At 66.2% G+C, this 25,403-nt stretch carries 22 protein-coding genes and 1 tRNA gene; 16 read left to right on the top strand and 7 right to left on the bottom strand.

The features are described 5' to 3' along the window. Positions 1-22 precede the first annotated feature (22 nt). Positions 23-1,066 (bottom strand): diacylglycerol kinase family protein, encoded by a 1,044-nt coding sequence (locus QRN25_RS15650; RefSeq protein WP_271181416.1) that lies wholly within the window; start codon positions 1,064-1,066, stop codon positions 23-25. 162 nt (positions 1,067-1,228) lie between these two features. Here QRN25_RS15650 and QRN25_RS15645 point away from each other — a divergent pair, with 162 nt between their 5' ends. Both QRN25_RS15645 and QRN25_RS15640 read left to right on the top strand, forming a co-directional pair. Further along, on the top strand, positions 1,229-2,365 hold the full coding sequence (locus QRN25_RS15645) for a CDP-alcohol phosphatidyltransferase family protein (RefSeq protein WP_271181415.1): 1,137 nt from the start codon (positions 1,229-1,231) through the stop codon (positions 2,363-2,365). A gap of 20 nt (positions 2,366-2,385) precedes the next feature. Then, complete coding sequence (locus QRN25_RS15640; protein ID WP_271181434.1) at positions 2,386-2,817, top strand: HIT family protein; 432 nt, start codon at positions 2,386-2,388, stop codon at positions 2,815-2,817. A gap of 130 nt (positions 2,818-2,947) precedes the next feature. Here the strand turns inward: QRN25_RS15640 and QRN25_RS15635 are convergent, their stop codons facing one another. Beyond that, positions 2,948-3,703 (bottom strand): phosphocholine cytidylyltransferase family protein, encoded by a 756-nt coding sequence (locus QRN25_RS15635; RefSeq protein ID WP_271181414.1) that lies wholly within the window; start codon positions 3,701-3,703, stop codon positions 2,948-2,950. 149 nt (positions 3,704-3,852) lie between these two features. On the opposite strand from QRN25_RS15635, the gene QRN25_RS15630 reads away from it, so the two are divergent. Together QRN25_RS15630 and QRN25_RS15625 are read left to right on the top strand one after the other, a co-directional pair. Next, a complete protein-coding gene (locus QRN25_RS15630; RefSeq protein ID WP_211149465.1) occupies positions 3,853-5,220 on the top strand; it encodes a lipopolysaccharide biosynthesis protein in 1,368 nt (455 codons plus the stop codon). A 33-nt stretch (positions 5,221-5,253) separates the two neighbouring features. Then, positions 5,254-6,474 carry a M20 metallopeptidase family protein gene (locus QRN25_RS15625; RefSeq protein WP_271181413.1) on the top strand — a complete coding sequence of 407 codons (1,221 nt, stop codon included), beginning with the start codon at positions 5,254-5,256 and terminating at the stop codon, positions 6,472-6,474. 151 nt (positions 6,475-6,625) lie between these two features. Here QRN25_RS15625 and QRN25_RS15620 read toward each other — a convergent pair whose 3' ends face one another. Further along, positions 6,626-6,916: a GNAT family N-acetyltransferase gene (locus QRN25_RS15620; protein ID WP_008829718.1), complete on the bottom strand. Its 291-nt coding sequence runs from the start codon at positions 6,914-6,916 to the stop codon at positions 6,626-6,628. A 61-nt stretch (positions 6,917-6,977) separates the two neighbouring features. Here QRN25_RS15620 and QRN25_RS15615 point away from each other — a divergent pair, with 61 nt between their 5' ends. Together QRN25_RS15615 and QRN25_RS15610 are read left to right on the top strand one after the other, a co-directional pair. Next, a complete protein-coding gene (locus QRN25_RS15615; protein ID WP_271181412.1) occupies positions 6,978-7,973 on the top strand; it encodes a threonine aldolase family protein in 996 nt (331 codons plus the stop codon). Continuing rightward, positions 7,970-8,878 carry a DMT family transporter gene (locus QRN25_RS15610; protein WP_271181411.1) on the top strand — a complete coding sequence of 303 codons (909 nt, stop codon included), beginning with the start codon at positions 7,970-7,972 and terminating at the stop codon, positions 8,876-8,878. Before QRN25_RS15615 ends, QRN25_RS15610 begins: the two co-directional genes overlap by 4 nt. On the opposite strand, the gene QRN25_RS15605 is transcribed toward QRN25_RS15610, so the two are convergent. Beyond that, on the bottom strand, positions 8,843-9,646 hold the full coding sequence (locus QRN25_RS15605) for a Rossmann-fold NAD(P)-binding domain-containing protein (RefSeq protein WP_271181410.1): 804 nt from the start codon (positions 9,644-9,646) through the stop codon (positions 8,843-8,845). The two genes, QRN25_RS15610 and QRN25_RS15605, sit on opposite strands and share 36 nt — an antisense overlap. Before the next feature lie 171 nt (positions 9,647-9,817). Here QRN25_RS15605 and pepN point away from each other — a divergent pair, with 171 nt between their 5' ends. The 6 genes from pepN to QRN25_RS15575 all read left to right on the top strand — a co-directional run bounded on the left by pepN (position 9,818) and on the right by QRN25_RS15575 (position 17,814). After that, complete coding sequence (pepN, locus tag QRN25_RS15600) at positions 9,818-12,472, top strand: aminopeptidase N (protein WP_271181409.1); 2,655 nt, start codon at positions 9,818-9,820, stop codon at positions 12,470-12,472. Continuing rightward, positions 12,465-13,235 carry a peptidoglycan editing factor PgeF gene (pgeF, locus tag QRN25_RS15595; RefSeq protein ID WP_271181408.1) on the top strand — a complete coding sequence of 257 codons (771 nt, stop codon included), beginning with the start codon at positions 12,465-12,467 and terminating at the stop codon, positions 13,233-13,235. The genes pepN and pgeF overlap by 8 nt, the downstream gene beginning before the upstream one ends. Positions 13,236-14,356: 1,121 nt before the next feature. Further along, a complete protein-coding gene (petA, locus tag QRN25_RS15590; RefSeq protein WP_008830913.1) occupies positions 14,357-14,890 on the top strand; it encodes a ubiquinol-cytochrome c reductase iron-sulfur subunit in 534 nt (177 codons plus the stop codon). Positions 14,891-14,913: 23 nt separating this feature from the next. Continuing rightward, entirely contained in the window at positions 14,914-16,215 is a 1,302-nt protein-coding gene (locus tag QRN25_RS15585) for a cytochrome b (protein WP_008830912.1), read from the top strand. A 26-nt stretch (positions 16,216-16,241) separates the two neighbouring features. Then, positions 16,242-17,081, top strand: coding sequence for a cytochrome c1 (locus QRN25_RS15580; protein ID WP_271181405.1), 840 nt, complete (start codon positions 16,242-16,244; stop codon positions 17,079-17,081). A gap of 196 nt (positions 17,082-17,277) precedes the next feature. Next, positions 17,278-17,814 (top strand): adenine phosphoribosyltransferase, encoded by a 537-nt coding sequence (locus QRN25_RS15575; protein ID WP_271181404.1) that lies wholly within the window; start codon positions 17,278-17,280, stop codon positions 17,812-17,814. Between the two features lie 148 nt (positions 17,815-17,962). Here QRN25_RS15575 and QRN25_RS15570 read toward each other — a convergent pair whose 3' ends face one another. Beyond that, positions 17,963-19,309, bottom strand: coding sequence for a malonyl-CoA decarboxylase domain-containing protein (locus QRN25_RS15570; protein WP_271181403.1), 1,347 nt, complete (start codon positions 19,307-19,309; stop codon positions 17,963-17,965). 285 nt (positions 19,310-19,594) lie between these two features. Between QRN25_RS15570 and QRN25_RS15565 the strand changes: the two genes are divergently transcribed. Both QRN25_RS15565 and QRN25_RS15555 read left to right on the top strand, forming a co-directional pair. Beyond that, a tRNA-Gly gene (locus QRN25_RS15565) sits at positions 19,595-19,668 on the top strand. 425 nt (positions 19,669-20,093) lie between these two features. After that, entirely contained in the window at positions 20,094-20,309 is a 216-nt protein-coding gene (locus QRN25_RS15555; RefSeq protein ID WP_271181402.1) for a hypothetical protein, read from the top strand. Positions 20,310-20,428: 119 nt separating this feature from the next. Here QRN25_RS15555 and QRN25_RS15550 read toward each other — a convergent pair whose 3' ends face one another. Both QRN25_RS15550 and proP read right to left on the bottom strand, forming a co-directional pair. Continuing rightward, positions 20,429-20,563, bottom strand: a complete 135-nt coding sequence (locus QRN25_RS15550; protein ID WP_285020191.1) for a hypothetical protein — start codon at positions 20,561-20,563, stop codon at positions 20,429-20,431. 67 nt (positions 20,564-20,630) lie between these two features. Further along, positions 20,631-22,157 (bottom strand): glycine betaine/L-proline transporter ProP, encoded by a 1,527-nt coding sequence (gene proP / locus QRN25_RS15545; RefSeq protein WP_271181400.1) that lies wholly within the window; start codon positions 22,155-22,157, stop codon positions 20,631-20,633. A 326-nt stretch (positions 22,158-22,483) separates the two neighbouring features. On the opposite strand from proP, the gene QRN25_RS15540 reads away from it, so the two are divergent. Together QRN25_RS15540 and QRN25_RS15535 are read left to right on the top strand one after the other, a co-directional pair. Continuing rightward, a complete protein-coding gene (locus tag QRN25_RS15540; protein WP_271181399.1) occupies positions 22,484-23,704 on the top strand; it encodes a phospholipase A in 1,221 nt (406 codons plus the stop codon). A gap of 762 nt (positions 23,705-24,466) precedes the next feature. Next, positions 24,467-25,297 carry a 23S rRNA (adenine(2030)-N(6))-methyltransferase RlmJ gene (locus QRN25_RS15535; protein WP_271181397.1) on the top strand — a complete coding sequence of 277 codons (831 nt, stop codon included), beginning with the start codon at positions 24,467-24,469 and terminating at the stop codon, positions 25,295-25,297. The last annotated feature ends 106 nt before the right edge of the window (positions 25,298-25,403 follow it).

The raw sequence follows: 25,403 nt of genomic DNA, 5'->3' as shown, positions 1-25,403 counted from the left end.
GTTGGAACCCGGCCGTCAGGCGTCAGGGGACGACGAAGTTGATCTGCGGCCCTTCCTCGAGCACGTAGCGACCGGCCGGGAAAGCCTCACCGTCGAGGATGAAGGTGCCGCCAATGTCCATGTCGACTTCGCTGGCGCTCACGCGGTGCGCGCCCTTGCGGGCGAACAGCTTGAGGTTCAGGCCGAACATCATCGCGGGCAGCAGCGCCACCAGCCAACGGATCGGCCAGTCCATCACTGCCAGCTTGAGTCCCGGCGCCGGATTGCGCCCGAAAGGCTTTGCGCCGAGCGGGAAGCGCTCGAAGGTGGTGGCGATCGTCAGGTAGCGCTCGTCGGCACTGCCCTTGCCCATGTAAGGCAGGTGCTCGCCGGTGCGGCGATCGACGATGCGGGTCGGAGTGCAGGCGCGCCAGGCGTTGCGGGCGCCGCCGAACAGGGTCTGCAGCACGCCCCACAGAATGGTGAGGCCGACCGCGAAGCTGTTGAACAGGCCGCGGCGGTGCGCTTCCTGCCCGGCCTCGGTCGCGAGCGAAAAAGCGCCGGTGCCCAGGATGAAACCCTGCACGCAGCGCGCGGAGCCGTCAGCGGGCGAAATCCGCAGCGGGCTGCGCGAGATCGTGCGGCCACGATGGGCGGAAGCCAGTGCTTCGGCCAGCGACCACTTGCCCGGCAGGCCAAGATCGACCGCCAGCGCGTTGGTCTTGCCTTTGGGCAGCACGATGAAGGTGGGCCAGTCGTTTCCGAAGATGTCCGCGCCGGCCGAGAGCACGTCACGCACGGTGCCGTCGCCGCCGTCGACCACGAGGTAATCGATCCCGCGCCGTGCGAACTCCGCCAGCGTATAGTGCAGTTCCTCGCGCGTGGAGGGGGTCTGCGTCAGGATATTGGAGCAATCGGCCATCTCGGGCTTGATGCCCTTGTTGCGATGGCTACGGGGATTGCGGACGATGCCGACCAGCGGAACCGCACGGCCACGGCGGACGGGGCGCACCGTGCGCGCGCCATCGCGGCGACCAAGCTCGCCGAAGATCGGCAGCGTCTCGAAGGTGTGAATGCTTCCGTGCACGGCGCACCATGTAGTGTCACCGGCCCGGAAAATCACCCAGAAATATGCTCTGACACATTTGAGTTACAGTTTAATGGCGCTTGTTACCGTATCGACACGCTTGTGGCCGAACCGGGGCAGCCGCGATTGTCACCCGGTGCGCAAGGCACTACGTGGCGGTCCATGGTCCAGAATACGCAAGTGCTGCCGGTGGTCACGATCGGCGAAAATCCCGTCAAGCTATGGGGTCTGAGCCCGTCCGTGCGGGTCGGCCGGATCGCCCGCGCCGCCGGTCTCGAACCGGTCGATGCGGTGCCCGAAGGTGCGGCTGTCCTCTCCAACGCGGCTTTCGCGTGGGATCCGGCGTGGTTCGGAAACATCACCGGGCGGCCGGGCATGGTGCTGACTCTGGGCGGTGTTCCGGCGCTTGCCCATGCTGCAAATGCACATCAGACGGCGCGAGTCGCCGAGGCGATGGCGGCAGGCGTTTCGTTGGCTGATTCGACCGGGTTCGACGTCGTCGCCTACGAAGACGGCCCGACCATTGAGAACAAGCAGCTTCGCAAGCGCGAGACGCCGTTCCTCATGGCCCTGACGTCCGCGACGTTGCGCCAGATCGAGCGGGCCAGTTATTTCGGCGCCTACAAGGGCGTGACCGACGTGCTGACCAAGTACCTGTGGCCGGAGTGGGCGCTGGTGCTCACCCGCATCTGCGCGAAGCTGGGCGTGACGCCGAACATGGTCACCACGGTGGGCGCGGTGTTCTGCGTGGTCGCGACGGTGCTCTTCGCTTACGGGCATTACTGGCTGGGCATGGCGCTGGGCCTCGTGTTCATGGTGCTCGACACCGTGGACGGCAAGCTGGCGCGCTGCACGATCACCTCCTCGGCGTGGGGCAATGTGTTCGACCACGGCATGGACCTCGTCCATCCGCCGTTCTGGTGGTGGTTCTGGGCAACCGGTCTCGGCGCCTGGGGCCTTGCCTATGATCCCACGACTTTCTGGTGGGTGCAGGGCGCGATCCAGGGCGGCTACTTGGTGCAGCGGCTGATCGAGGGCGCCTTCATGCGCCAGAACGGGCTGATGCACATCCACGTGTGGCGGCCGTTCGACAGCAAGTTCCGCCTGATCACGGCGCGCCGCAATCCGAACATGGTGATCCTCTTCGTGGCGATGGTGTTCTCGCGGCCCGACCTCGGCCTGATCGCGGTGGCCTGGTGGACGGCCCTGTCGTGCCTGATCCACGCCGTGCGGCTGGTTCAGGCATGGATCGTGCGGGCGCGCGGTGGCACGATCACCTCCTGGCTGGCGGAAGGCTGAAGATCATGAACGCGACGCCTGTGAACGCTACAATCGAGAAGTTCGGCTGGCCCGCGACGCTGGTGGCGGAGTTCGACCACTGGGTCGTGCTGGCCCGCCCGGCGCAGCCGACCCTCGGCTCGCTGGTGCTGGCGGCGAAGAGCGATGTCACCGCCTTCGGCGACCTTCCGGCCGAGGCGCATGCCGAACTGAAGCGCGCGACCGGCGCCGTCGAGGCGGGGCTGGGTAAGGCGGTCGGCTATGCCAAGCTCAACTACCTGATGCTGATGATGGTGGACCCGCATGTCCACTTCCACGTCATCCCCCGCTACGAAGGCGCGCGCGAGTGGCAGGGGCGTGAGTTCGTCGACTGCGGCTGGCCCAAGGTGCCGGACCTCGGCCATGCGGTGGCGCTGGAAGGCGCGGACCTCGATGCGCTGGTGACGTGGTTGAAGGGGTTTTTCGAGGGCTGATGCCCACCCCGTCCGGCTAGATCGCTTCGCTCTCAAGCCTTCCGGCCCTCCCGCACGCGGGAGGGCGAAACGATGGGCTCTCATCCCCTCCCGCGTGCGGGAGGGGGCAGGGGTGGGCTTCCCCCTTACCTCACCACGTATCGGTCAGCTTCGTCGCGATCTCGATGTCGTTGAGGAAGTCCACCTCGGCCCAGTCCAGCCCCTCGATCGAAACCGTGCCGACCTTGCCGGTGGGCGCGATCGAATCGATGACCTTGAGATACCAGTGCTGGACGCCCTCGGGCGTGCGCATCGCCTGGCGCACGGTCTCGCGGAACAAGTCCGCGCCTTCGCCCCGGAATGCGAGGAAGCCGATCGATTCGGAATTGGACTGCGCCGCCGTCAGCGTCTTGCCGATGTGGATCAGGCGGCCTTCGGGGCTGCGTTCCACCTTCATGTCGTCGCTGTCGTAGCCGTCCGCCTTGACGTCCACCGTCACGGTGATCGGCCAGGGCTTGCCGTCGGGACCGGCCGCGCCCTGCTGGACCGTGCGCACGATCTCTTCCGACACCAGCGTGTCGCCGTTGAGGATCATAAAGTCACCGCGCATCGCCTCGCGCGCGATCCAGCATGAACCGAGGTTATCGGCCACCTTGAAGAAGGGATTGAATCGCACCGTGATTTCCACGCGCGGGTCGCGGATGGAATTGAGGTGATCCTCCAGCATGTCGGTCATGAAGCCGGTGACCACATCGATCCGCTTGACCCCGCCGCGCGCCAGCATCTCGATCTGCCACTCGATCAGCGAGCGGCCGGAGAAGTCGATCAGGCACTTGGGACGCTCGGCCGTGAGAGGGAGCAGGCGCGAGCCCTGGCCGGCGCTGAGGAGGATTGCGTGTTCGATCATGTGTCATTCAGTCTGCTTGGGGGAAGGGGCCATCTAGCGACTGCACTGCGAAAGGGAAAGCTCTGGCGGGGCGACCCGAGCCGGCCATACGTACAAGAAGAGCGAGCCCACCCTTGCAACTGACAGCCCCCTCGTCCAAATGCGAGCCAATGTCCGCCAAACGCTACCGCCAGGAGAGTGCATCTCCGCTAGGGCGGATACTCCAGAACACCGCCTGGCTGCTCGGCGGCAAGGGCTTCGGCGCGATTTGCGGGCTGGCGTACCTCGCCATCCAGACGCGCACCCTCGGCCTCAAGGATTTCGGCCACTTCTCGCTGATCTTCGGCACCGCGCAGGCGCTGACCTCGCTCGCAGGCTTCCAGACCTGGCGAGTCGTCGTGCGCTACGGGTCGGAGCACGTCCACGCGAAGGACTGGGAGAAGTTCGGCCGCCTCGGCATGCTGTGCGGGGTGATCGATGCGGTCGGTGCGATTCTCGGCTGCGGGCTGGCGGCGATCCTGATCTTCGGCTTTGCGCATCTGCTCGAACTCAACCCCAGCTTCATCCATATCGCGTTCTGGTATTGCGTGGGCTCGCTCTGGGCGCTGGTTTCGGCCCCGACCGGGATCGTGCGCGCGCTCAACCGGTTCGACATGGCCGTCTATGTGGAGGCGATCGTGCCGAGCGGGCGCCTCGTCGCCGCGCTGATCATCTGGTTCACCGGGCCGACCGTTGGCCGGTTCCTGGCGGCCTGGGCCGCAATCGATATTCTCGAGGCCATCCTCTACTGGACCATGGCCCGCCGCCTCAGCCCGCAGGCGGTGCGGATTTCCTACCTCTTCCAGCTGCGCCGCGCGATCCGGGAGAACCCGGGCGTCACCCAGTTCTTCTTCGTTACCTACATGGGCTCGGCCATCGATGCGGCCATGAAGAACGGCCCGCTGCTGGTCGTCGGCGGCTGGGTCGGCACCAAGGCGGCGGGCCTCTATCGCCTCGCCTCGCAGCTGTCGCAGGCGCTGAGCAAGCTCTCCACGCTGCTGACCCGCTCGGTCTATGCCGAAGTGGCCCGCGTCCGCGTCGCCTCCAAGGCCGAGGAATTCCGCAAGCTGGCGCTCCAGACCAGCCTGATCGCGGGCGGTGCGGGCCTTGCCGTGGTGGCGGTCGCGTATTTCCTCGGCGAACAGCTGCTGGCGATGATCGGCGGCGATGCCTTCGAAAGCGGCGCCTCGATCCTCATCCCGCTGGCCGTGGCCGCCAGCTTCGACCTTGCCAGCGTGGCGTTCGAGCCGGTGCTGCACTCGACCGGCAAGGCGCGCCAGTCGCTCGTCGCGCGCCTGATCGCGCTGGCGGCGCTGGGCGTGGGCCTGTGGCAGTTCATCCCCATCGGCCCGAGCGGCGCGGCCTGGGCCGTGGCGCTGGCGGGGGCGACCTCCTACGTCGCCATGGGCGTGATGGCGTGGCATACGCTGCGTCAGGTCGATGCGGGCAAGATCATGGTGGGCCTGCCCGATGACGTCGAGGTCGGGCCGGAGGAGTAACCCCGGCTCGACAGCGAAGCGTCCGCGCGTATCATGCGCGGTATGACTCTCGTTGCCGAAGCCGCCGCCCTTTCCGACAGCATCGTCGCCTTGCGCCGTGCGATCCACGCCGAGCCCGAAATCGGCCTCCACACCCCGAAGACGCGCGACAAGATCCGCGAGGCGCTGGCGCACCTGCCCCTCGAATGGGCGGAAGGGCCGTCCACCACCGGCCTCGTCGCGACGCTCAGGGGCGGCGCGGGAAAGGGCCGCTCGGTGCTGCTGCGCGGCGACATGGACGCGCTGCCGATGCCCGAGGAAACCGGGCTGGACTTCGCCTCCATCATACCCGGCGTCATGCACGCCTGCGGCCACGACACCCACGTCGCCATGCTTGCCGGGGCCGCGCAGTTGCTCTGCGCGCAGGCCGACCGGCTGGCGGGCGAGGTCCGCTTCATGTTCCAGCCCGGCGAGGAAGGTTACCACGGCGCGCGCTTCATGCTGGAGGACGGCCTGCTCGGCGGTGAGGGCTTCGACCGGCCGCTGCCTGACGCGGCCTTTGCGCTCCACGTCATGCCCAATGCGCCCCACGGCCTGATCGGCGGGCGCGCGGGCGCTCTGCTGGCGGCGGCGGACCAGCTCAGGATCACCGTGACCGGGCGCGGCGGCCATGCCTCGATGCCGCACGATACGATGGACCCGGTGCCGATCGCCTGCGAGATCGTCGGCGCCATCCAGACCATGGTGGCGCGCCGGTTTAGCGTGTTCGATCCCGTCGTCGTCACGATCTCGAAGATCGAAGCGGGCACCGCGCACAACGTCATCCCCGACACCGCGACCATGACCGGCACCATGCGCACGCTTTCCGCCGCCAACCGCGCGCGGCTGAAGGACGAACTGCCGCTGCTCGCCGCCGGGATCGCGGGCGCGCACGGGCTCAAGGCCGAGGTCGAGGTGATCGAGGGCTTCCCGGTGACCCTGTGCGACCATGGCGCCGTCGATTTCGGCGAGGCCGTCGCCCGCGACCTGCTGGGCGAGGCGGCGTTCCTGCGCCTCGCCGACCCGATCATGGGAGCGGAGGACTTCGCCTACGTGCTGGAGAAAGTGCCCGGCGCGATGTTCTTCCTCGGCGTCAGCCACGAGGGCGCGGATTGGCGCCAGTGCTGCGGCATCCATTCGACGCGCATGATGGTCGACGAAAGCGTGATGCCGCGCGGCGCGGCCTTCCTCGCCGAGCTGGCGACGCGGTTCCTGGCGGATGGGTGGGGAGGGTAAGCAACCTCCCCCTCGTTCGTCATTGCGAGCGTAGCGAAGCAATCCAAGGCGGCGCTGAATTGCCCTGGATTGCTTCGCTACGCTCGCAATGACGAACGAGGGGAGTGGGACTAATGACGAGGGGAGTGGGCCAGGGCCGACCCCAGCGCCCTCACGCCTTCACGTCCGCCCATTCCGGATGCCGCTTGAACGCCACCGCGACGTAGCTGCATGCCGGCTCGATCTTGAAGTGGTTCTCGCGTGCATCGGCGACCATCGCCTCGACCAGCCGCATCGCGACGCCGCGCCCGCCGATCGCCTCGGGGACCAGTGTGTGGTCGGCAGAGCGCACCAGGCCGCGTTCGGTCCATGTCAGGCGGCCGATATGCTCGCTGTCCGCGACGTGGGCGTGGTACTCTCCGGCCGAGCCGAACTCGTGCTTGGTAATGGTGACGCCGACCATGGGGCGGTTCTCCTCGTTGCGCGCTTGACGGGGCGTGCGCGCGCTCACAGGGCATATGGCCATGCAGTTCACGTCCGACAATGCCGCCGCCGTCCATCCCGCCGTCTGGAAGGCGATGATGGCCGCCGATGCGCCCGACGCGCCCTATGACAACGACGCGCTGAGCCAGCGCCTCGACGCCACGTTCTCGGCGCTGTTCGGGCGCGAGTGCGCGGTGCTGTGGGTGGCGAGCGGGACCGCCGCCAACTGCCTTGCCCTCGCCGCCATGACGTCGCCGCACGGCGCCGTCGTCTGCCACCGCGAGGCGCATATCGAGATGGACGAGGCGGGCGCGCCGGGCTTCTTCCTTCACGGCGCCAAGCTGCTGCTGGCGGACGGGGCCAGCGCCAAGGTCACGCCTGAAACCCTCGCCGCCGTGATCGATCCGATCCGCGACGACGTCCATCAGGTCCAGCCCCATGCGATCTCGATCACGCAGGCGAGCGAGTACGGCTGCGTCTACCGTCCCGAGGAAGTCGCCGCGATCGCCGCTTTCGCGCAGGCGCGCGGCCTTGGCCTGCACATGGACGGCGCGCGTTTCGCCAATGCGACGGCGTATCTGGGCTGCTCTCCCGCCGAGGCCGCAGGCGCGGTCGATGCGCTGAGCTTCGGCTTCGTCAAGAACGGCGGCATGGGCGCGGAGGCCATCGTCTTCTTCGACGTCGAGGCCGCGCGCACGATCCGCTACCGCCGCAAGCGCGCCGGGCACCTGCAGTCCAAGGGCCGCTTCATGGCCGCGCAGATCCTCGCGATGCTGGAGGGCGACTTGTGGCTGGGCAACGCGCGCGCCGCCAATGCCGCCGCCGCCGAAATCGCCGCTGCCGCGCCGGGCCGCCTGCTCCATCCGGTAGAGGCCAACGAGATCTTCCTCACCTGCACCGCCGCCGAGCGCGAGGCGCTGCGTGCGCAAGGCTTCGCCTTCTACGACTGGGGCGCCGATGCCGCGCGGCTGGTGACGTCGTGGGATGCGAAGGACGCGCATGTCTCCGCCCTCGCCAGGGCATTGGCCGGGCTGTGACCGAGGCGCAGGAGCCCGCTTCCCGAGGCAAGGTGATCTTCGCCTTCCTCGTCGTCACGGCGATCTGGGGCTCGACCTGGCTGGTGATCAAGGATCAGGTCGGATCGGTGCCGCCGACATGGTCGATCACGTACCGCTTCGCGCTGGCGGGCGCGGGAATGCTGGCGCTCGCGCTGCTGCGGCGCGACAGTCTGCGCCTTTCGCGGCAGGGGATGGGGCTGGCGCTGCTGGTCGGGCTGAGCCAGTTCGTGTGCAACTTCCAGTTCGTCTACCAAGCTGAGATCCACCTGACCTCGGGGCTGGTCGCCGTCTGCTATGCGCTGCTGATGCTGCCCAATGCGGTGCTGGCGCGGATATTCCTCGGCCAGAAGGTGACGCCGGGCTTCGTCGCGGGCTCGCTGGTGGCGATCGCGGGCATCGCGCTTCTGATGGTCCACGAATACCGCAGCGCCCCGCCCGAGGGCCGCGTCGCGCTCGGCGTGCTGATGACTTGCGCGGGCATCCTCAGCGCCTCCACCGCCAACATCCTGCAGGGCACGAGCGTCGGCCGCGCGCAGCCGATGGTGCCGATGCTGGCATGGGCGATGCTGCTGGGCGCCGCGATCGACGCCTGCTGGAGCCTCGCCACCGTCGGCGCGCCGGTGATGGAGACGCGCTGGGAATACCTCGCCGGGATCGCCTACCTGGCGATCGCCGGATCGGTGGTGACTTTCCCGCTCTACTTCATGCTGATCCGCGAACTCGGCCCCGGGCGCGCGGCCTACAACGGCGTTGCGGTGCCGGTGGTGGCGATGGGACTCTCGACCCTGTTCGAAGGCTATCGCTGGACCGGCCTTGCGGTCGGCGGCGCGGTGCTGGCGCTGGCGGGGCTAGTGATCGCGCTGGCGGCGCGCAAGCGCGGCTAGGCCCTCGACATAAGTGGGGTAGCGCGGCCGCCAGCCGAGCACGCGCTTTGCCCTACCGTTCGCGACGCGCCGGTTCTCCGCGTAGAACGCCCGCGCCATGGGCGACAGCTCAGCCTCCTCCAGCGATTGCAGCGGCGGCAGCGGCGTCCCGGTAAGGCGGCAGGCTTCCTCCACCAGCAGGTTCTGCGCGCAGGGCAGGTCGTCGGCGAGGTTGTAGGCGCCCGGTTGAGCGCCGATCCCGGCCAGCACCCCGCTCGCGATGTCCTTGACATGGACGCGGCTGAACACCTGATCGGGCATGTCGATCCGATGCGCGCGGCCCAGCGCCAGCCGTTCCAGTATCGAGCGGCCGGGGCCGTAGATCCCCGGAAGGCGATAGACCCGCGCGCCCAGCGCCAGCCATGCCGCATCGGCTTCGGCCCGCGCCGTGCGGCGGCCGGTGCCGACAGGCGCGCTCTCGTCCACCCACGCGCCGCCGGTGTCGCCGTAGACGCCGGTGGAGGACAAGTACGACAGCGCCTTTCCCCTTAGCGCATCGCCATAGCGCTCGAGCACGAAGTCCAGCGGCTCGCCCCGCCCCTCACGTCCCGGCGGGACCGAGGAGAGCACGTGATCAGCATCCGCCAGAGCAAGGCGCACACTGCCCTCGTCGTCGAAGGCAAGGGTGCCCTCGCTGCCGGTCGAGACCACTTCCCAGCCCTGCACTTCGAACAGCGAGGCGATGAAACCGGCCGTATAGCCGAGACCGAAGATGAACAGGCGGCGCATGGTCCATAGCTAGCGAAGGTGGAGCGCGATGCCCACCCCGCTGCGACTAACTCAGCCTGCAGCTTCGCAAGTCTCGCTCCCCTCCCGCTTGCGGGAGGGGTTGGGGGTGGGCGGATCGCCAATGACGAATCCCCCGCTGGCAATCGGCCGCCGAGCCTCTAAGTAACAGGCATGGACATCGCCAGCAGACCCTCCGAGCCCGCCGAGAACACTCAAGTGGCGGATGCCGCGCCGCCGCTCGCCGCGCCTCCGGTGATCCGGCGCGAGGATTACCTGCCGCCCGCATGGCTGGTGCCTAAGGTCGCGCTGGATTTCCGCCTCGGCCTCGACGCCACTAAGGTCGTCGCCAAGCTCTCGGTCGCGCGCAATCCCGCAGGAAACGGCGCTTCGACGTTGCGCCTCAATGGCGACCAGATCGCCCCGCTGGCGGTCCGGGTGGACGGGCTCGACGTCAACGACTGGCGCCTCGACGGCTCCGACCTCCTCGTCGAACTGAACGGCGAGGCGCATGAGGTCGAGGTCGAAACCGCGCTCAATCCCGCCGCGAACAGCCAGCTCATGGGCCTCTATGCCTCGAACGGGATGCTCTGCACCCAGTGCGAGGCGGAGGGCTTCCGCCGCATCACCTTCTTCCCCGACCGGCCCGACGTGCTCTCCACCTACTCGGTGCGGATGAGCGGCGAGAAGGCGCAGTTCCCCATCCTCCTCGCCAACGGCAACTGCACCGCCAGCGGCGAGGGCGAGGACGGCACGCATTGGGCCGAATGGCACGATCCCTGGCCCAAGCCGAGCTACCTCTTCGCACTGGTAGCAGGAGACCTCGTCGCCAATCACGCGGAATTCACCACCATGGGCGGCCGCAAAGTCGACCTCAATATCTGGGTCCGCCCGGGTGACGAGGACCGCACCCAGCATGCAATGGATTCCCTCGTCAATTCCATGAAGTGGGACGAGGAAGCGTTCGGGCGTGAGTACGATCTGGACTTGTTCAACATCGTCGCCGTGTCCGATTTCAACATGGGCGCGATGGAGAACAAGGGCCTCAACGTCTTCAACACGCGCTATGTTCTGGCCGACCCCGAGACCGCGACGGACGGCGATTACGATGCCGTCGAAGGCGTGATCGGGCACGAATACTTCCACAACTGGTCGGGCAACCGCGTGACCTGCCGCGACTGGTTCCAGCTGAGCCTCAAGGAAGGCTTCACCGTGCTGCGCGACCAGCTGTTCAGCGCCGACATGGGCAGTGAGGCGGTCAAGCGGATCGAGGACGTGCGCGTCCTGCGCATCGCCCAGTTCCCCGAGGATTCCGGCCCGCTGGCGCACCCGATCCGGCCCGATTCCTTCCAGGAAATCAGCAACTTCTACACCGCGACGATCTACAACAAGGGCGCCGAGGTGATCCGCATGATGCGCACCATGGCGGGCCTCGAACGGTTCCGCCAGGGCACCGACCTCTACTTCGAGCGCCACGATGGCGAGGCCGCGACCTGCGAGGATTTCGTCAAGGCGATCGAGGATGGCGCCAGGCTCGATCTCACGCAGTTCCGCCTGTGGTACTCGCAGGCCGGCACGCCGCAGGTTGCTGCTGAGATGGCACACAACGGCACCCAAACGGTACTCAAGCTCACCCAGACCGTCCCCGCCACCCCCGGACAGCCCGAAAAGCAGGCCATGCCGATCCCCTTGCGCGTCGCCCTGTTCGACCGCGACACCGGCGCGCATTCGGGCGAGCAGTTGATCGTCCTCGACAAGGACAGCCAGACCTTCACCTTCGACGGTTTCACGCAGCCGCCGGTGCTGTCGATCAATCGCGGCTTCTCCGCGCCGGTGGCGATCGAGTTCGAACGCGACAGCGCGGACCTCGTGTTCCTCGCCGCGCATGACGATGATCCCTTCGCCCGCTACGAGGCGATGCAGGGCCTCGTAGTCCAGCATCTCGTCGCCGCGGTCTCGGGCAAGCTCGACGATGCGGCGCGGGCCGAGGGCCGGGCGGCGATCGGCGAGGCTTACGGTTCGGTGATCGCCGACCCCGCGCTCGACGACCTGATGCGCGGCGAGCTGATGATCCTGCCCGCCGAGACCTACCTTGCCGAGCAGCTCCCCGTCTCCGACCCCGGCGCGATCCATGCCGAGCGCGAGGCGCTGAAGGCATGGCTGGGCCGCGAACTCACCGGTCCGCTTAAGGCGCTCCACGACCGCGCCGTCGCCGTGCCCTATTCGCGCGAGGCGGCCGCGCGCGGTGCCCGCAAGATCAAGACGCAGGCGCTGGTGCTGATCGCCTGCGGCGACCCGGCCGAGGGCGCTAGCCGTGCCTTCGCGCAGTACCAGGCGGCCGACAACATGACCGACCGTCAGGGCGCGCTCATGGTCCTCGCCAGCCTCGACGCGCCCGAGCGCGAGACGGCGCTGACCGACTTCCACGATCGCTACGAAGGCAATGCCCTCGTCATCGACAAGTGGTTCTCGCTCCAGGCGGGCGCGCTGAACCCGAAAGTGCTGGAGCACATCGCGGCGCTGGCGCAGCACGCAGACTTTACCATGACCAACCCCAACCGCGTGCGGGCGCTCTACATGGCGGCGGCAGCGAACCCCAAGGCGTTCCACGACGCCAGCGGCGAGGGCTACCGCATGATCGGCGACCTGATCCGCCGCCTCGACCCGATCAACGCGCAGACGGCGGCGCGCTTCGTGCCCTCGCTCGGCCGCTGGCGCCGGATCGAGCCGGTCCGCGCGGCGATGATGCGCGCCGAACTGGAGCGCATCGCGGCACTGCCCGACCTTTCGCGCGACGTGCGCGAGCAGGTGTCGAAGTCCCTTGGCTGAGCCGGTCGAAGTCAACCGCGCCGCCCTGCTCGAAGGTATCTCCCACGGCTTCCTCGGCCGCCGGGGCGGGGTGAGCGAGGGCGAGGTGGCGGGCCTCAACGTCGGGCGCGGTTCGGGCGACGACCTTGACCTCGTCGAGCGCAACCGTGCGCTGGCGGCCGAAGCGGTGCTGCCCGGCGCGCGGCTGGTCACGGTCTATCAGGTCCACTCGGCCGACTGCGCGGTGCTGGGCGGGGAACCATGGTCCGAGGAAGACCGCCCCAAGGCCGACGCCATCGTCACCGACCGGCCCGGCGCGGTGCTGGGCATCCTCACCGCCGACTGCGCGCCGGTGCTCTTCGCCGACCGCGAGGCAGGCGTGATCGGCGCGGCCCATGCCGGCTGGCGCGGGGCGCTGGGCGGCGTCACCGATTCCACCATCGCCGCGATGGAGGCCCTCGGCGCCCGGCGGGAAAGCATCGTCGCGGCGGTAGGTCCATGCATCGCGCAGGATTCCTACGAGGTGGACGCGGCGTTCCGCGAGCGCTTCCTCGCCGACGACCTGCCCAATGCGCGGTTCTTCCAGGAAGAGCGGCCGGATCATTTCCAGTTCGACCTCGAAGGCTACGTGCTGTGCCGGTTACGCCTCGCCGGGATCGCGCATCCCGAGGGGCTGCGGCTGGATACCTATGCCGAGCCCGAGCGGTTCTACTCCTTCCGCCGCGCCACCCATCGCGGGGAACTGAGCTACGGGCGGCAGATTTCGCTGATCGGGTTGGGCTGAGGGCGTACCTCCGTCATTGCGAGCGCAGCGAAGCAATCCAGGGCGGCGTCATACTGCCCTGGGTTGCTTCGCTACGCTCGCAATGACGAACTTGGTGGTCGGCAACTTACGCCCCTTAGCGGACTTCGCGTGAAGGTGGTGGACCGGCCTTTTCCCATTCCGCTGCGGTGTACTCAACGCACGGTATCAAGGTGCTACACCTATATCGCTCGCCAACCGCGCGACGAATAACGGCAACACGATCTCGATCAGATGCAAGGTCAACCACGAAGGCAATTCCCGGCCGAGGATCAAGTTGCGCATTGTCTTCAAGGTAATCGAACACAGTTTCGTCGCTGGTTAACTTACCATTCCAAAAGAGCTGATTGTCACGAATCTCCAAGAGATTCACGGTGGCCAGCTCGCCAAATTCGCACCCCTGCCGTTGCCAACCTGATGGTGATGGGTGGCAGTTAGGCCGACCCCCATTTTGCGTTAGCGATCTTTCACCACTATCCGCGCTCGAATTGCTTGTCAGATGAGCGACGGCCATGATGAAAGTAACGAATGTCATGCGGCGGAATGCTATCATGTGAATGGCAGCAATCCACCCAAATTCGCCGTCACCCTGAACTTGTTTCAGGGTCCAACAGGCCGATCGCCCAGTTCATGAGCGACTAAATCGACGGGGCGGTTTTGACCTTCCAGCGATGGCACCAACTGCGCGATGGATCCTGAAACAAGTTCAGGATGACGAAGGGCAGGGGCGCAACATCGGCGTCTCACTGATAGGCCCCCAACCCGCTCAGGCTGAGCTTGTCGAAGCCCCCCGAGGCCGAGCGCTGCGGCCTGCCATGCTTCGGCAGCCCGAACGCGCCATCGCCACCGTCCCACCCCGAAATCACCGGTATCGCCAAGCCGATCGGCCTAACTTCCGTCCGTTACAGTAGCTTGCCTTGACCAAAATCAAGGTTGGCACAGGCGACGTTCATGTATAACAGAAGCCCCAAAGTCGGGAGATTCATGGGTTTTGCCCATGGTTCGTGAGCCGACACGGGGGATACCAGGATACCATTCGGTCTGATAGACCTTCTGCCGCACCTCCGGCAGAGAGGGTTGTCGAAAGCAAGGCAAGGGCAAACATGGCAGAAACAGAGGGCGTAAGGCGGCGCGATTTCATCAACATCGCCGCAGTCAGCGCTGCAGGCGTTGCAGGAATCGGGATCGTCGTCCCGCTCGTGAGCCAGATGTCGGCATCGGCCGACGTTCTCGCGGCATCTTCCACCGAAATCGATATCTCGGCGATCCAGCCCGGACAGGCGATCAAGGCGGTGTTCCGCAAGCAGCCCGTCTTCGTGCGCAACCTGACCCCGCATGAGATCGAGGCCGCCAACAAGGTCGATGTCGCCTCGCTGCGCGATCCCCAGACGCTGGAGGAGCGCACCAAGGAGGGCAAGGAGAACTGGCTCATCACCATGGGCGTGTGCACCCACCTCGGCTGCGTGCCGCTGGGCGCCGGCGAAGGTGAAGTGAAGGGCGAGTTCGGCGGCTACTTCTGCCCCTGCCACGGTTCCGCCTACGATACCGCGGCGCGCATCCGCAAAGGCCCCGCGCCCAAGAACCTCGAGGTGCCGAAGTACGAGTTCTCGTCCGACACCGTCGTCAAAATCGGCTGAGCCCAAGAGAGAGGATCAAGAACATGAGCTTTCCCTGGGCAAAGCACTACACCCCCGCGCATCCCTTCATGAAGTGGATGGACGACAGGCTGCCGATCCCGCGCCTCGTCTACAATGCCGTGGGTGGTGGCTACGAGGTTCCGCGCAACCTCAACTATTTCTGGAACTTCGGTTTCCTTGCGGGGCTCTGCCTCGTGCTGCAGATCGTCACCGGCATCGTCATGGCCATGCACTACGCGGCCAATACCGCCGTGGCGTTCGACACCATCGAGATGACCGTGCGCGACGTGAACTGGGGCTGGCTGATGCGCTATGCGCACGCCAATGGCGCCTCGGCCTTCTTCGTCGTCATCTACATCCACATCTTCCGCGGCTTCTACTACGGCTCGTACAAAGCGCCGCGCGAAATGGTGTGGCTGCTGGGCGTGGTGATCTTCCTGCTGATGATGGCCACCGCCTTCATGGGCTACGTGCTTCCCTGGGGCCAGATGAGCTTCTGGGGCGCCAAGGTCATCACCGGCCTGTTCGGCGCGATCCCCTTCGTGGGCGAGCCGTTGCAGCAGTGGCTGCTGGGCGGTTTCGCGCCTGACAACGCTGCGCTCAACCGCTTCTTCTCGCTGCACTATCTGCTGCCCTTCGTGATCCTGGGCGTGGTGATCCTGCACATCTGGGCACTGCACATCCCCGGCTCGTCGAACCCGACCGGCGTGGAAGTGAAGTCCAGCTCGGACACGGTGCCGTTCTACCCCTTCTACGTCGCCAAGGACGGCTGGGCGATCGGCGTCTTCGCGATCCTCTTCGCGATCGCGGTGTTCTACTTCCCCAACGCGCTCGGTCACCCGGACAACTATATCCCGGCGAACCCGATGAGCACGCCCGCGCACATCGTGCCCGAATGGTACTTCTGGCCGTTCTACGCGATCCTCCGCGCCTTCACGCAGGACTTCTTCTTCATCCCAGCCAAGCTGATGGGCGTGCTCGCCATGTTCGGCGCGATCCTGGTGTGGTTCTTCCTGCCCTGGCTCGACAAGTCGCCGGTGCGTTCGGGCGGCTACCGTCCGCTGTACCGCAAGTTCTTCTTCTTCGGCTTGATCCCGGCGATGCTGGTGCTGTTCTACTGCGGCGGCGCCGCGGCGGCGGAGCCCTACGTGATGATCTCGCAGCTGGCGGCGCTCTACTACTTCGCGCACTTCCTCATCATCATCCCGGTGGTCTCGGCGATCGAAAAGCCGCTGCCGCTGCCGTTCTCGATCACCGAATCGGTGCTCGGCAAGGATGACGAGGCCGTACTCGACGTTTCCGCCGCCCCGGCTTCGGCCGTCTGATCCAGCCAGAACGAAAGACGAAAGACATGGCACGCATTCTCTCGATCCTCGTCGGGCTGTTCTTCACGGTCGCGCTGGCGTGGTCGTTCGGCAAGGGCGCCTACACGCAGATCACCGAACCGCCCGCAGCGACTGCCGAGCACGAGTTCCACCTGCACCCCAAGGAACTCCACCTCGCCAGCGACGGCCCCTTTGGCAAGTTCGACAAGCAGCAGCTGCAGCGCGGCTTCCAGATCTACAAGGAAGTCTGCTCGGCCTGCCACTCGCTCAGCCACGTCGCCTTCCGCGACCTGGCGGCGCTGGGCTATTCCGAAGGCCAGGTGAAGGCCATCGCGGCGGGCTTCCAGGTCCCCGGCGTGGACCCCACCACCGGCGAGGCGAACACCCGTCCGGGCCTGCCGACCGACTACTTCCCCAAGCCCTTCGCCAACGACACGGCCGCGCGCGCAGCGAACAACAACGCGATCCCGCCGGACCTTTCGCTGATGACCAAGGCGCGCCACGAAGGCGGCCCCTACGTCTACTCGCTGCTGACCGGCTTCCAGGCCCAGCCCGCCGCGCTGCTGAAGGAGTTCCCGGACGCCAAGACGCCTGACGGCCTGCACTACAACCCGTACTTCGCGAACCTCAACCTCGCGATGGCGCCGCCGCTGACTGCCGACGGTCAGGTGGAATCCAGCCCGGGCAACCCGAAGCCGACGGTCGACCAGATGGCGAAGGACGTCTCGGCCTTCCTCGTCTGGACCGCCGAACCGAAGCTGGAGAAGCGCAACCAGACCGGCCTTGCCGTGGTGCTCTTCCTGATCTTCGCGACGGTGCTGGGTTATATGTCCTACCGCAACATCTGGGCGGGCAAGAAGCACTGAGCCCACCCATTTCGTCATTGCGAGGGGTGTAAGCCCCGCGGCAATCCAGCGCAGGGCAAACGGCTCTGGATTGCTTCGCTTCGCTTGCAATGACGAAGGGTTTTGGCGATGCCCTACTTGCTGCTAAGGGCTCCGGCGCCCCGCCATCCACGGTGATGGCGGGGCGCTTTGCTTATGAGCTGCCGGAGATGCAAAAGTGACCGTCGAAGACCTCCGCCAGCTGGTGCGCACGATCCCCGACTTCCCCAAGCCCGGAATCCTGTTCCGCGACGTCACCACCCTGATCGGCCACGGCCCCGGCTTCGCAGCGGCGGTGGGGCACATGGCGGACCGTGCCGAAGCGGCGGGCGCCGAGGTGATCGCCGGGATCGAGGCGCGCGGCTTCGTGTTCGGCGCGGCGATGGCGGCGCGCATGGGCCTGCCCTTCGTGCCGGTGCGCAAGCCGGGCAAGCTGCCGGTCCCGGTCCTCGCGATCGACTATGCGCTGGAATACGGCACAGACACGCTGGAGGTCGATCCGGGCGCGGTGCCGGACGGCGCCCGCGTGGTGGTGATCGATGATCTCATCGCCACCGGCGGCACGGCGCTGGCGGCGGTGGAACTGCTACGCCGGGCAGGGGGTGAGGTGGTGCATTCGCTCTTCGCCATCGACCTGCCTGACCTCGGCGGCGCGCAGCGGCTGCGCGATGCAGGCGTTCCGGCCGAGGCGCTGATGGCCTTCGAGGGGCATTGAGGCGCTAAGGGAAAAAGCCCACCCCTGCCCCCTCCCGCAAGCGGGAGGGGAATGAGAGGTCGGGTTTCCCCTTCCCGCAAGCGGGAGGGGCAGCGAGACTTAGTCCGCAGGACTTAGTCGCAGCGGGGTGGGAGGGTGGACCTGCCGCTCACGCCGCCACCGTCTCCTTGGCCTTCTTCCCACCCTTCTTCGCCCCGCCTTCCGGCTCCTCCAGCAGTGTTTGCACCGCCTTCGAGGTGACGACCGTGCCCAGTTCGGTCAGCGCGAAGAAGTTCGCCTCGATGTCGGCCAGATCGTAGAGGTAGTTCACCATGACCCCGTGCGCCTGCTTCTGCCCATTGGCGGAGAGGTCCGCATTGGCATGCACCGCCTCAAGCCGCGCGCCGTTGCCGAGGTGGAATCGCGCCACCGGATCGAGCGGCTGCCCGCCCTTCTTCGCCTCGACCAGGTAGCGCGCTGCCAGCCTGCGCAATTCCTGCGCGCCGGGGACCGGAGCATCGGCGTCCTGCTCCTTCGCCAACCACTTGGCAAAGCCCGGCACCGGTGAAAGCGTGGCGAACGTCTTGAGGTGCGGCAGTTCTTCCTTGAGCAGCCCGACCACGCGCTTGATCAGGTGGTTGCCGAAGGGGATACCCTTCAGCCCGACCTGGCAGTTGCTGATCGAATAGAAGATCGCGCAGTTGGCCTCGCGCGGGACGATCGTCTCACGCTCCTCGGAGATGATCTCGTGGATGGAGCCGGGAATCTGCTGCGTCAGCGCGACTTCGACGAAGATCAGCGGATCGTCCTGCATCTGCGGGTGGAAGAAGCCGTAGCAGCGCCGGTCGACCGGCTCGACCCGGCGGCGAAGGTCGTCCCAGCCCTGGATCTGGTGGACCGCCTCGTAGCGGATGATGCGCTCCAGCAGCTGCGCGGAGCTGTCCCAGCCGATCCGCCGCAGTTCGAGGAAGCCGGCATTGAACCAGGCCGTGAAGGCGTTCTCCAGATCACGGTCGAGCGCGGCCAGGCCTGAGGTGGAGGCCGAGCGCGGCACCGCCAGCAAATCTTCGCGCAAGTCGATCAGGCGCTGGGTGCCCTGCGGCGCCAGGTTGAGCTGGTTGATCAGCCGCCGGCTGGGCGACTTGCTGGCGACGTTGAGAGCGAGGGCGGAAGCCTCGTCCCGCTTGTCGTTCCATCTGGCGATGGCCTGGTCGATGGCCTTGGCGTCGGCCGGGTGGAGGTCGTGCACCTTGCCGAGAAACTCCTGCCGCGCGGCAAGGTCGCTCGCTTCGTAGAGATCGAAGAACGCCGAGGCGAGCGCCGGTCCCGAAGCCCGCCCGCGCAGCGAAAGCAGGGCGTCGGCAAGGTCGAGCAGGCTCTCCCCGCTCGCGGGCCGGGGGGCGACGCCGATGCCGCGCAGCAGCTTGCCCAGCCCGGAATTCATCAGCAGATCGAGCGGGTTGCGCCGCCGCGCGGAAGCGGTTTCGGCGGGAGTGCGCGTCCGGGGCGTGTTCATCAGGACCTCGTTCTCGTCAGCTGCTTTGGGACGTCAGGCTATCATCGCTGCACCTGCGAGAGAATACGTCGAAGCCGGGATGCGCGACGTTCGGGGCAGGAAGAATGGTCCGGATCGGCAGTTTTCCGTGCCTCTGGCCACAGAAGCCGCCGGGGCGATCCTCGGATGTGCGCCTGTCATGTTGCAAGAATGCAAGAGAGGCGTTGACGTCGATGCCCCGACCGTGGCAAGCGCCTCCCACGACGCGGCCCGGGATACCACGGGGCTCGCGGTACGGCGCGATGAGCGGGTATAGCTTAGTGGTAAAGCTCCAGCCTTCCAAGCTGGCTATGCGGGTTCGATTCCCGCTACCCGCTCCAGCCACCCTTCCAAAATAGCCTGAAAATGCTATGAAACCCGCAGAAAACCAAGACTTTTGTGTCTTGGTTCGTCCGGGTATGACCACCTAAATCCACCCCCATCCGCCCCATATAGGGGCCAAACGGGGGCATGGCATTTTCCGGGCGATTAGCGTGGCCCCCCAAGCGGGGGCCACGCCGCGGAAAAGGCAACGAATCATGGCACTTACCGATGTCGCTATCCGAAACGCCAAGCCACGGGCCAAGCCATACAAGATGGGAGATGCTCTGGGCCTGTTCCTTCTCGTCCAGCCGACCGGGGGCATCTTTTGCACCGTTTGGCCCGCGCTGGCGCAAGCTCCGATGGAAGGGATGACGGTGGCGGTCGTAATTAGGTAACTGCACCGTGCTGGCGGCAGAGTCGCGCCAGCGACTGGAGAATGTTGATGGCTGCCGAGAATTTGAGCCCTGAGCACGAACGGAACGCTGCGATCTATGTCGCTGTGATCGATGGGGCGACCTTCGGCCAGCTTGCCGGACGGTATGGCATCAGCAAAGTCCGGGTGCAGAAGGCCTACGCTCGCGAGCGCACGAACGCTTGGGAAGCGCGCAAGCGTGGTGAGACCAGCTACCTTGATCGGCCCATACCGGCGGACGTTTGAGGCATGCGGCATTAAAGGCACGGATCCGACGGCGCTCCTCGCCGAAGAGCGGACGGCAGAATTGCTGTCACAGCACTGGGTATTTTTCGACCGGGCTCCATGAGTACCCGCACGCCATCTCATCCGCGATCGAGCCAGTCGTTCCCTTTCTCCGGATATGCGTCGAGCGGCCGGGCGCGGGCCGGATCAGGACGTCTGCCGGGCACCTCGTCCGCCTCGTAGACACCCTGCTGGTCGATCTGGGGAAGCCCCATCTCCCAGAAGGTCAACGTCCGGAGAGGAGAAGGAGTATCGAGGGCGATCGCCGCAACCGGTTGATAGTTAGGTGAGTCCGCGCGCGGGTAACATTGCGCCCATGCTCCCCCGGGTGCTCTGCCGTTCGTCCCCTTCCGGCGCCGCCAATCCGGGCAGAGCGGTATCGACCGTGACCGGCTCGTCGCTCTTCGCCAGCGCGACAGCTTCCGCCTGCGTCGCCACCGACGGGGGCGATCCTCGCAACGGCATGCCCGCCGTCTCCTTCACCGTCAGCATCGTCAGCAGCCCGATCGTCGCCGCGCCCATCAGGTAATAGGCGGGCACCAGCGGATCGCCGGTCTTCTCCACCAGCCACGCGGTCAGCAGTGGCGTGGTGCCGCCGAACAGCGAGACCGAGACGTTGAACGCGATCGACAGCGCACTGTAGCGCACCGGCGTGTAGAACAGCGCGGGCAGCGTCGAGGGCATCGAACTGGTGAAGCACACCAGCGTCACCCCCAGCAGCATCAGGCCGAGGAAGATCAGCCAGTCATTGCCGGTGCCGATCAGCAGCATGCACGGGATCGACAGCACGATCAGCGCGGCGCAGGCGCCGATGATCATAGGGCGGCGCCCCAGACGGTCGCTGAACCGGCCGCCGAGCACGTTGAGCGGCATCATCACCACCATCACGAGAATGATGAGCAGCAGACCCTTGCTTGTCGCATAGCCCATCGTCACGCTGAGATAATTGGGCATGTACGTCAGCAGCATGTAGTCGGTGACGTTGAACACCAGCACCAGCCCCACGCATTTCAGCAGCTGCGCGCGGTGGCGGCGGAACAGGTCGCCCAGCTTCGGGCGGTCGACCTCGCGCTTGTCGACGTCCTCGGCATAGGCCTGGAAGGCGGGTGTCTCCTCCAGCTTCAGGCGCATGTAGAGGCCCAGCAGGCCCAGCGGCCCGGCGACGAGAAACGGAATTCGCCAGCCCCACGCCAGCATGTCGGCGGGGGTCAGCGTCATCTGCAGTGCGGTGACGGTGCCCGCGCCCGCGATATAGCCGCCCAGCGTGCCGAATTCGAGCCAGCTGCCCATCTGCCCGCGCCGCCGGTCGGTGGAATATTCGGCGATGAAGGTCGCCGCGCCGCCATATTCGCCGCCAGTGGAGAAGCCCTGCAGCAGCCGCGCCGCCAAGAGCAGCAGCGGCGCCGCGATGCCGATCTGCGCATAGGAGGGGATCAGCCCTATCGCGAAGGTGCCCGCCGCCATCAGGATCATCGTCAGCGCCAGGATCTTGTGACGCCCATAGCGGTCCCCCAGCGGACCGAACACCAGCCCGCCGAGCGGCCGCACCAGAAACGCCGCCGTGAAAGTCGCGAACGTGGCGATCAACTGCACGCTGGCGCTGCCGGTGGGGAAGAAGACGTGGCCCAGCGTGATGGCGATGTAGCCGTAGACGCCGAAGTCGAACCACTCCATCGCATTGCCGAGCGCGGCGGCGCCGACAGCGCGGTTGAGGGTGGATCGGTCGACGACGGTGACGTCGTCCACGGTCAGTTCGCTGCTGCGCTTGAACCAGCCGTATTGGGCGCTGAGCGCCTGGCTAGCGGACATGTTTTTCTCCGGTTTCCGCCGAAAGCGAGCGCGGATAAGGCGCGCGGGTGCACATGACGGATGCGGCCGACGAACGGCCATGGATCTGAAGCGACGCCGAAAACGGCATCAAGCGGGTCCGGCGGTCCCTAGAGAGGGAATCGCGGGAGGGGGAAACGGATGGACGAGCTGTGCGCCCACCGGGGTGAAGCGAGGGTTTTGAGCCGTTTCAACGGCAGAACGCCGCGATGGTTCCCCCGTGCGGCGGCGGTGCCGTTCACGTGTTTCGCTGCCGTCTGCCGAATTACGATGGAAACCCCGGGGCTGCCGGGCCACAAGCTGCGCTTATGAAGACATCCCTGACATTCGTTGCCGGACTCGCGCTTGTCGCCGCTCTTTCCACCCCCGCCTTCGCGCAGGAGGGGATCGAGGCGCTGATCGGGCAGGTTGCCCCTGATGCGCAGGGTGGCGCGCAAGTGGACGTGCGCCTGCTCAATACCGGCATCGCCGCCGCAACCGCCACCCTGCCTGAAACCGTCGAGGCGCGTCTGGCTCACGCGGGCGCCTTCGGGACCGGCCGTACTGTCATCCTGCACCGCGACCCGGATGACCCTGCCGTGCGCGCGATCGCCCCGGGCAGCTTCGCGAGCGTGCGCTACAGCCTTGCCGCCGATGGGTTCGAGAACGGTGCGCTGCTGTCAGTGCCCGCGTGGGGCGGCCAGTCGGTGACGCTGGCGGCGGCGCCGAACGTCGCGGCACCCGATAGCGCTCCGCAGGTTGCCGCCACGACGGGTGCGCCAACGCCGCCGGTCCCGGCCACCCCGCCGCCGAGCGACCGCACCGTAGGCAACGCCTTCCTCGCCAACCTGAGCGCCAACGAGCCGATCTACGCCGTCTACGGCCCCGGCACCGACGACGAGGCGCGCATCCAGCTCAGCTTCCGCTACCAGCTGTTCGGCAGCCGTGCGCGCGAAGGCGGCAAGTCGCTCGGCGACGGGCTCTATTTCGCCTATACCCAGCGCATGTTCTGGGATCTGGGCGCAAAATCCTCGCCGTTCCGCAACATAGATTTCCAGCCAGAGGTGTTTTACGTCACCCCGCCCAAGGCGCTGTCGGACGCCGCCACGGTCAGCGCGCAAATCGGCATGCGCCACGAATCGAACGGGCGCGACGGCGATTTCTCGCGCAGCCTCAACACCGTCTACATCGCGCCGATGGCCGCCTTCTCACTCGGCGGCGACCTGCGCCTGACGGTGGCACCGCGCGCGTGGTTCTACGCGGGCGACCTGTCGGACAACCCGGACGTGCGCCGCTATCGCGGCAACACCGGCCTGTTCTTCGAGATCGGGCAAGAGAACGGCATGCGCCTCTCGTCCTCCAGCCGGTTCAACTTCGGCAGCGGCAAGGGCGCGATTTCGGCGGACATGTCGTATCCGCTGCGACGATTGTTGGGCGGCGGTCCGGACTTCTACCTCTTCGCGCAGAGCTTCACCGGCTATGGCGAGAACCTGCTCGACTACAACAAGCGCGTCAGCCGCCTGCGCCTCGGCGTGGCGTTGGTGCGGTGACCCGCCGGGACGGTGTCGTTCCCGCGGCATTATCCACCCCAGTATTCACGAGCGTGCAAAGCCAGGTTTACGATCCGGAATTATAATCCGTTCGAAAGGATAGAACTTGGGCGGTAGAACGTCCGAAATATGTCGCGATTGATTTTCTCCAATCTCTAGCGGCTCGATTTGGGACTTTCGCGACTGTTGCTTCTGAGCTCACGAATCAAGAGACCAGGCACTCTCAGTGTTCCGATTGCTAACCATCCTTTGGCGTCAGCCGCCCTTGTTTCGGTTGTTCACGAATAAACTCGCTCTCCTCCAAGCGGTCGTTCTTACGTGATTTCGGATAATGGCGGTTGTAACGGGTGGCTACCGCCCAATGGGCCTGAAAATCGCCCAAAGCGTTCTTGACCCGCGCGCGACACATCCCACAAACAGCTCTGATGGATCATGATTTCGCCAACTTATCCCAGTCTCAGTTCGAGGATCTTTGCCGCGATCTGATCGGTGCTGAACTTGGGGTTCGGTTCGACGCCTTCCCTGAGGGGCCTGACGACGGCATGGACGGGTCGGTCTCTACCTCCGATGACGATCGCTAACGCAGCCTTGGAGCCTTACGCCGAAACGCGATGTAGGATTCTATATTGAGTACCGGATTGGTTACTTTAATCGCATCGCGCTCCGCTTCCGCGCCTAACAAGAAAGACACGATCATAACTTCGCTTTGCAGAAGGTTCAGCAGTTCGTTTAAAGGCTGATCGTCAGAATTTTTGAGCCGCAATGAATTATCGCCATTCCTTCCATGCCGGCAATAGCGCCGATGTCGTCAAACACAGCCTCCTCATCGCCTTGGTGCGGGCCTTGCAGCAGAAGCCGGGCGCGCTGACTCTGATCGATACCCATGCCGGTTGCGGGCTGTACGATCTTGGCGGTGACGAAGCTCAACGCACCGGCGAGGCCGCGCACGGCGTTCTGCAGGCCTTTGCGGACCCGAACCCCTTGCTGGACGACTATCGTGCCGCCGTGCAGGCGGTAAATGTGGGGGGAGAACCCCAGCTTTACCCCGGCTCGCCTCAGTTTCTGACGCAGCTTTTGCGCGAGCAGGATTTACTGATCCTCAACGAAAAACACCCGGAAGACGCTGACACCCTGCGCGGCGTGATGCGGGGCACCGGTGCGGCCGTGCATCAACGCGACGCTTACGAACTGTGGCTGGCTATGGTGCCGCCCCGCACCGCGCGCGGGGTGGTGGTGGTCGACCCGCCCTATGAGCAGACGGACGAACGCGCACGCATCGCCACCACCCTCTCCGCCGCTCACCGCAAATGGGCGCATGGCGTGACGGTGATCTGGTATCCGCTGAAAGACGGCGCCACGCACCAGCGATGGAAGGCGCAGTTGCGCAAGCTCGGCATCCCGAAATTGCTGGTGGTGGAGCATTGGCTCTACGATAGCGAGCAGCCCGGCATCTATAACGGCGCGGGCCTCTTCATCGTCAATCCGCCCTACGCGTTCACGCAAACACTGGCTCCACTGCTGGAAGCTTTGCGCGCGGCGTTAGCCCCCGAAGGACACAAGGGCGAGATTATATGCGATTGGTTGGGCGGCTGAAATGCCCCTATCCTTCCCTTCTTTCGGAGGGGGGAAGGGCCGGGCGCTGAAGGACGCCGCCTGCACAGGCAATCAGCCTGCGTTCGCCGTATGCCTAAAGGAAATG

It is taken from the genome of Novosphingobium sp. fls2-241-R2A-195, from assembly GCF_030209485.1.
Lineage (GTDB): Bacteria > Pseudomonadota > Alphaproteobacteria > Sphingomonadales > Sphingomonadaceae > Novosphingobium > Novosphingobium resinovorum.
The sequence above is the reverse complement of the archived record's forward strand: the minus strand, read 5'-3'. Positions and strand labels throughout refer to the sequence as shown.

Coding starts and splice junctions, on each gene's coding strand:
- petA (WP_008830913.1), top strand. CDS start 14,357: ATGGCAGAAACAGAGGGCGTAAGGCGGCGCGATTTCATCAACATCGCC.
- proP (WP_271181400.1), bottom strand. CDS start 22,157: ATGTCCGCTAGCCAGGCGCTCAGCGCCCAATACGGCTGGTTCAAGCGC.
- QRN25_RS15555 (WP_271181402.1), top strand. CDS start 20,094: ATGGCTGCCGAGAATTTGAGCCCTGAGCACGAACGGAACGCTGCGATC.
- QRN25_RS15585 (WP_008830912.1), top strand. CDS start 14,914: ATGAGCTTTCCCTGGGCAAAGCACTACACCCCCGCGCATCCCTTCATG.
- QRN25_RS15635 (WP_271181414.1), bottom strand. CDS start 3,703: ATGATCGAACACGCAATCCTCCTCAGCGCCGGCCAGGGCTCGCGCCTG.
- QRN25_RS15535 (WP_271181397.1), top strand. CDS start 24,467: ATGAATTATCGCCATTCCTTCCATGCCGGCAATAGCGCCGATGTCGTC.
- QRN25_RS15630 (WP_211149465.1), top strand. CDS start 3,853: ATGTCCGCCAAACGCTACCGCCAGGAGAGTGCATCTCCGCTAGGGCGG.
- QRN25_RS15605 (WP_271181410.1), bottom strand. CDS start 9,646: ATGCGCCGCCTGTTCATCTTCGGTCTCGGCTATACGGCCGGTTTCATC.
- pepN (WP_271181409.1), top strand. CDS start 9,818: ATGGACATCGCCAGCAGACCCTCCGAGCCCGCCGAGAACACTCAAGTG.
- QRN25_RS15550 (WP_285020191.1), bottom strand. CDS start 20,563: ATGGGGCTTCCCCAGATCGACCAGCAGGGTGTCTACGAGGCGGACGAG.
- QRN25_RS15625 (WP_271181413.1), top strand. CDS start 5,254: ATGCGCGGTATGACTCTCGTTGCCGAAGCCGCCGCCCTTTCCGACAGC.
- QRN25_RS15570 (WP_271181403.1), bottom strand. CDS start 19,309: ATGAACACGCCCCGGACGCGCACTCCCGCCGAAACCGCTTCCGCGCGG.
- QRN25_RS15540 (WP_271181399.1), top strand. CDS start 22,484: ATGAAGACATCCCTGACATTCGTTGCCGGACTCGCGCTTGTCGCCGCT.
- QRN25_RS15645 (WP_271181415.1), top strand. CDS start 1,229: ATGGTCCAGAATACGCAAGTGCTGCCGGTGGTCACGATCGGCGAAAAT.
- QRN25_RS15615 (WP_271181412.1), top strand. CDS start 6,978: ATGCAGTTCACGTCCGACAATGCCGCCGCCGTCCATCCCGCCGTCTGG.
- QRN25_RS15580 (WP_271181405.1), top strand. CDS start 16,242: ATGGCACGCATTCTCTCGATCCTCGTCGGGCTGTTCTTCACGGTCGCG.
- QRN25_RS15620 (WP_008829718.1), bottom strand. CDS start 6,916: ATGGTCGGCGTCACCATTACCAAGCACGAGTTCGGCTCGGCCGGAGAG.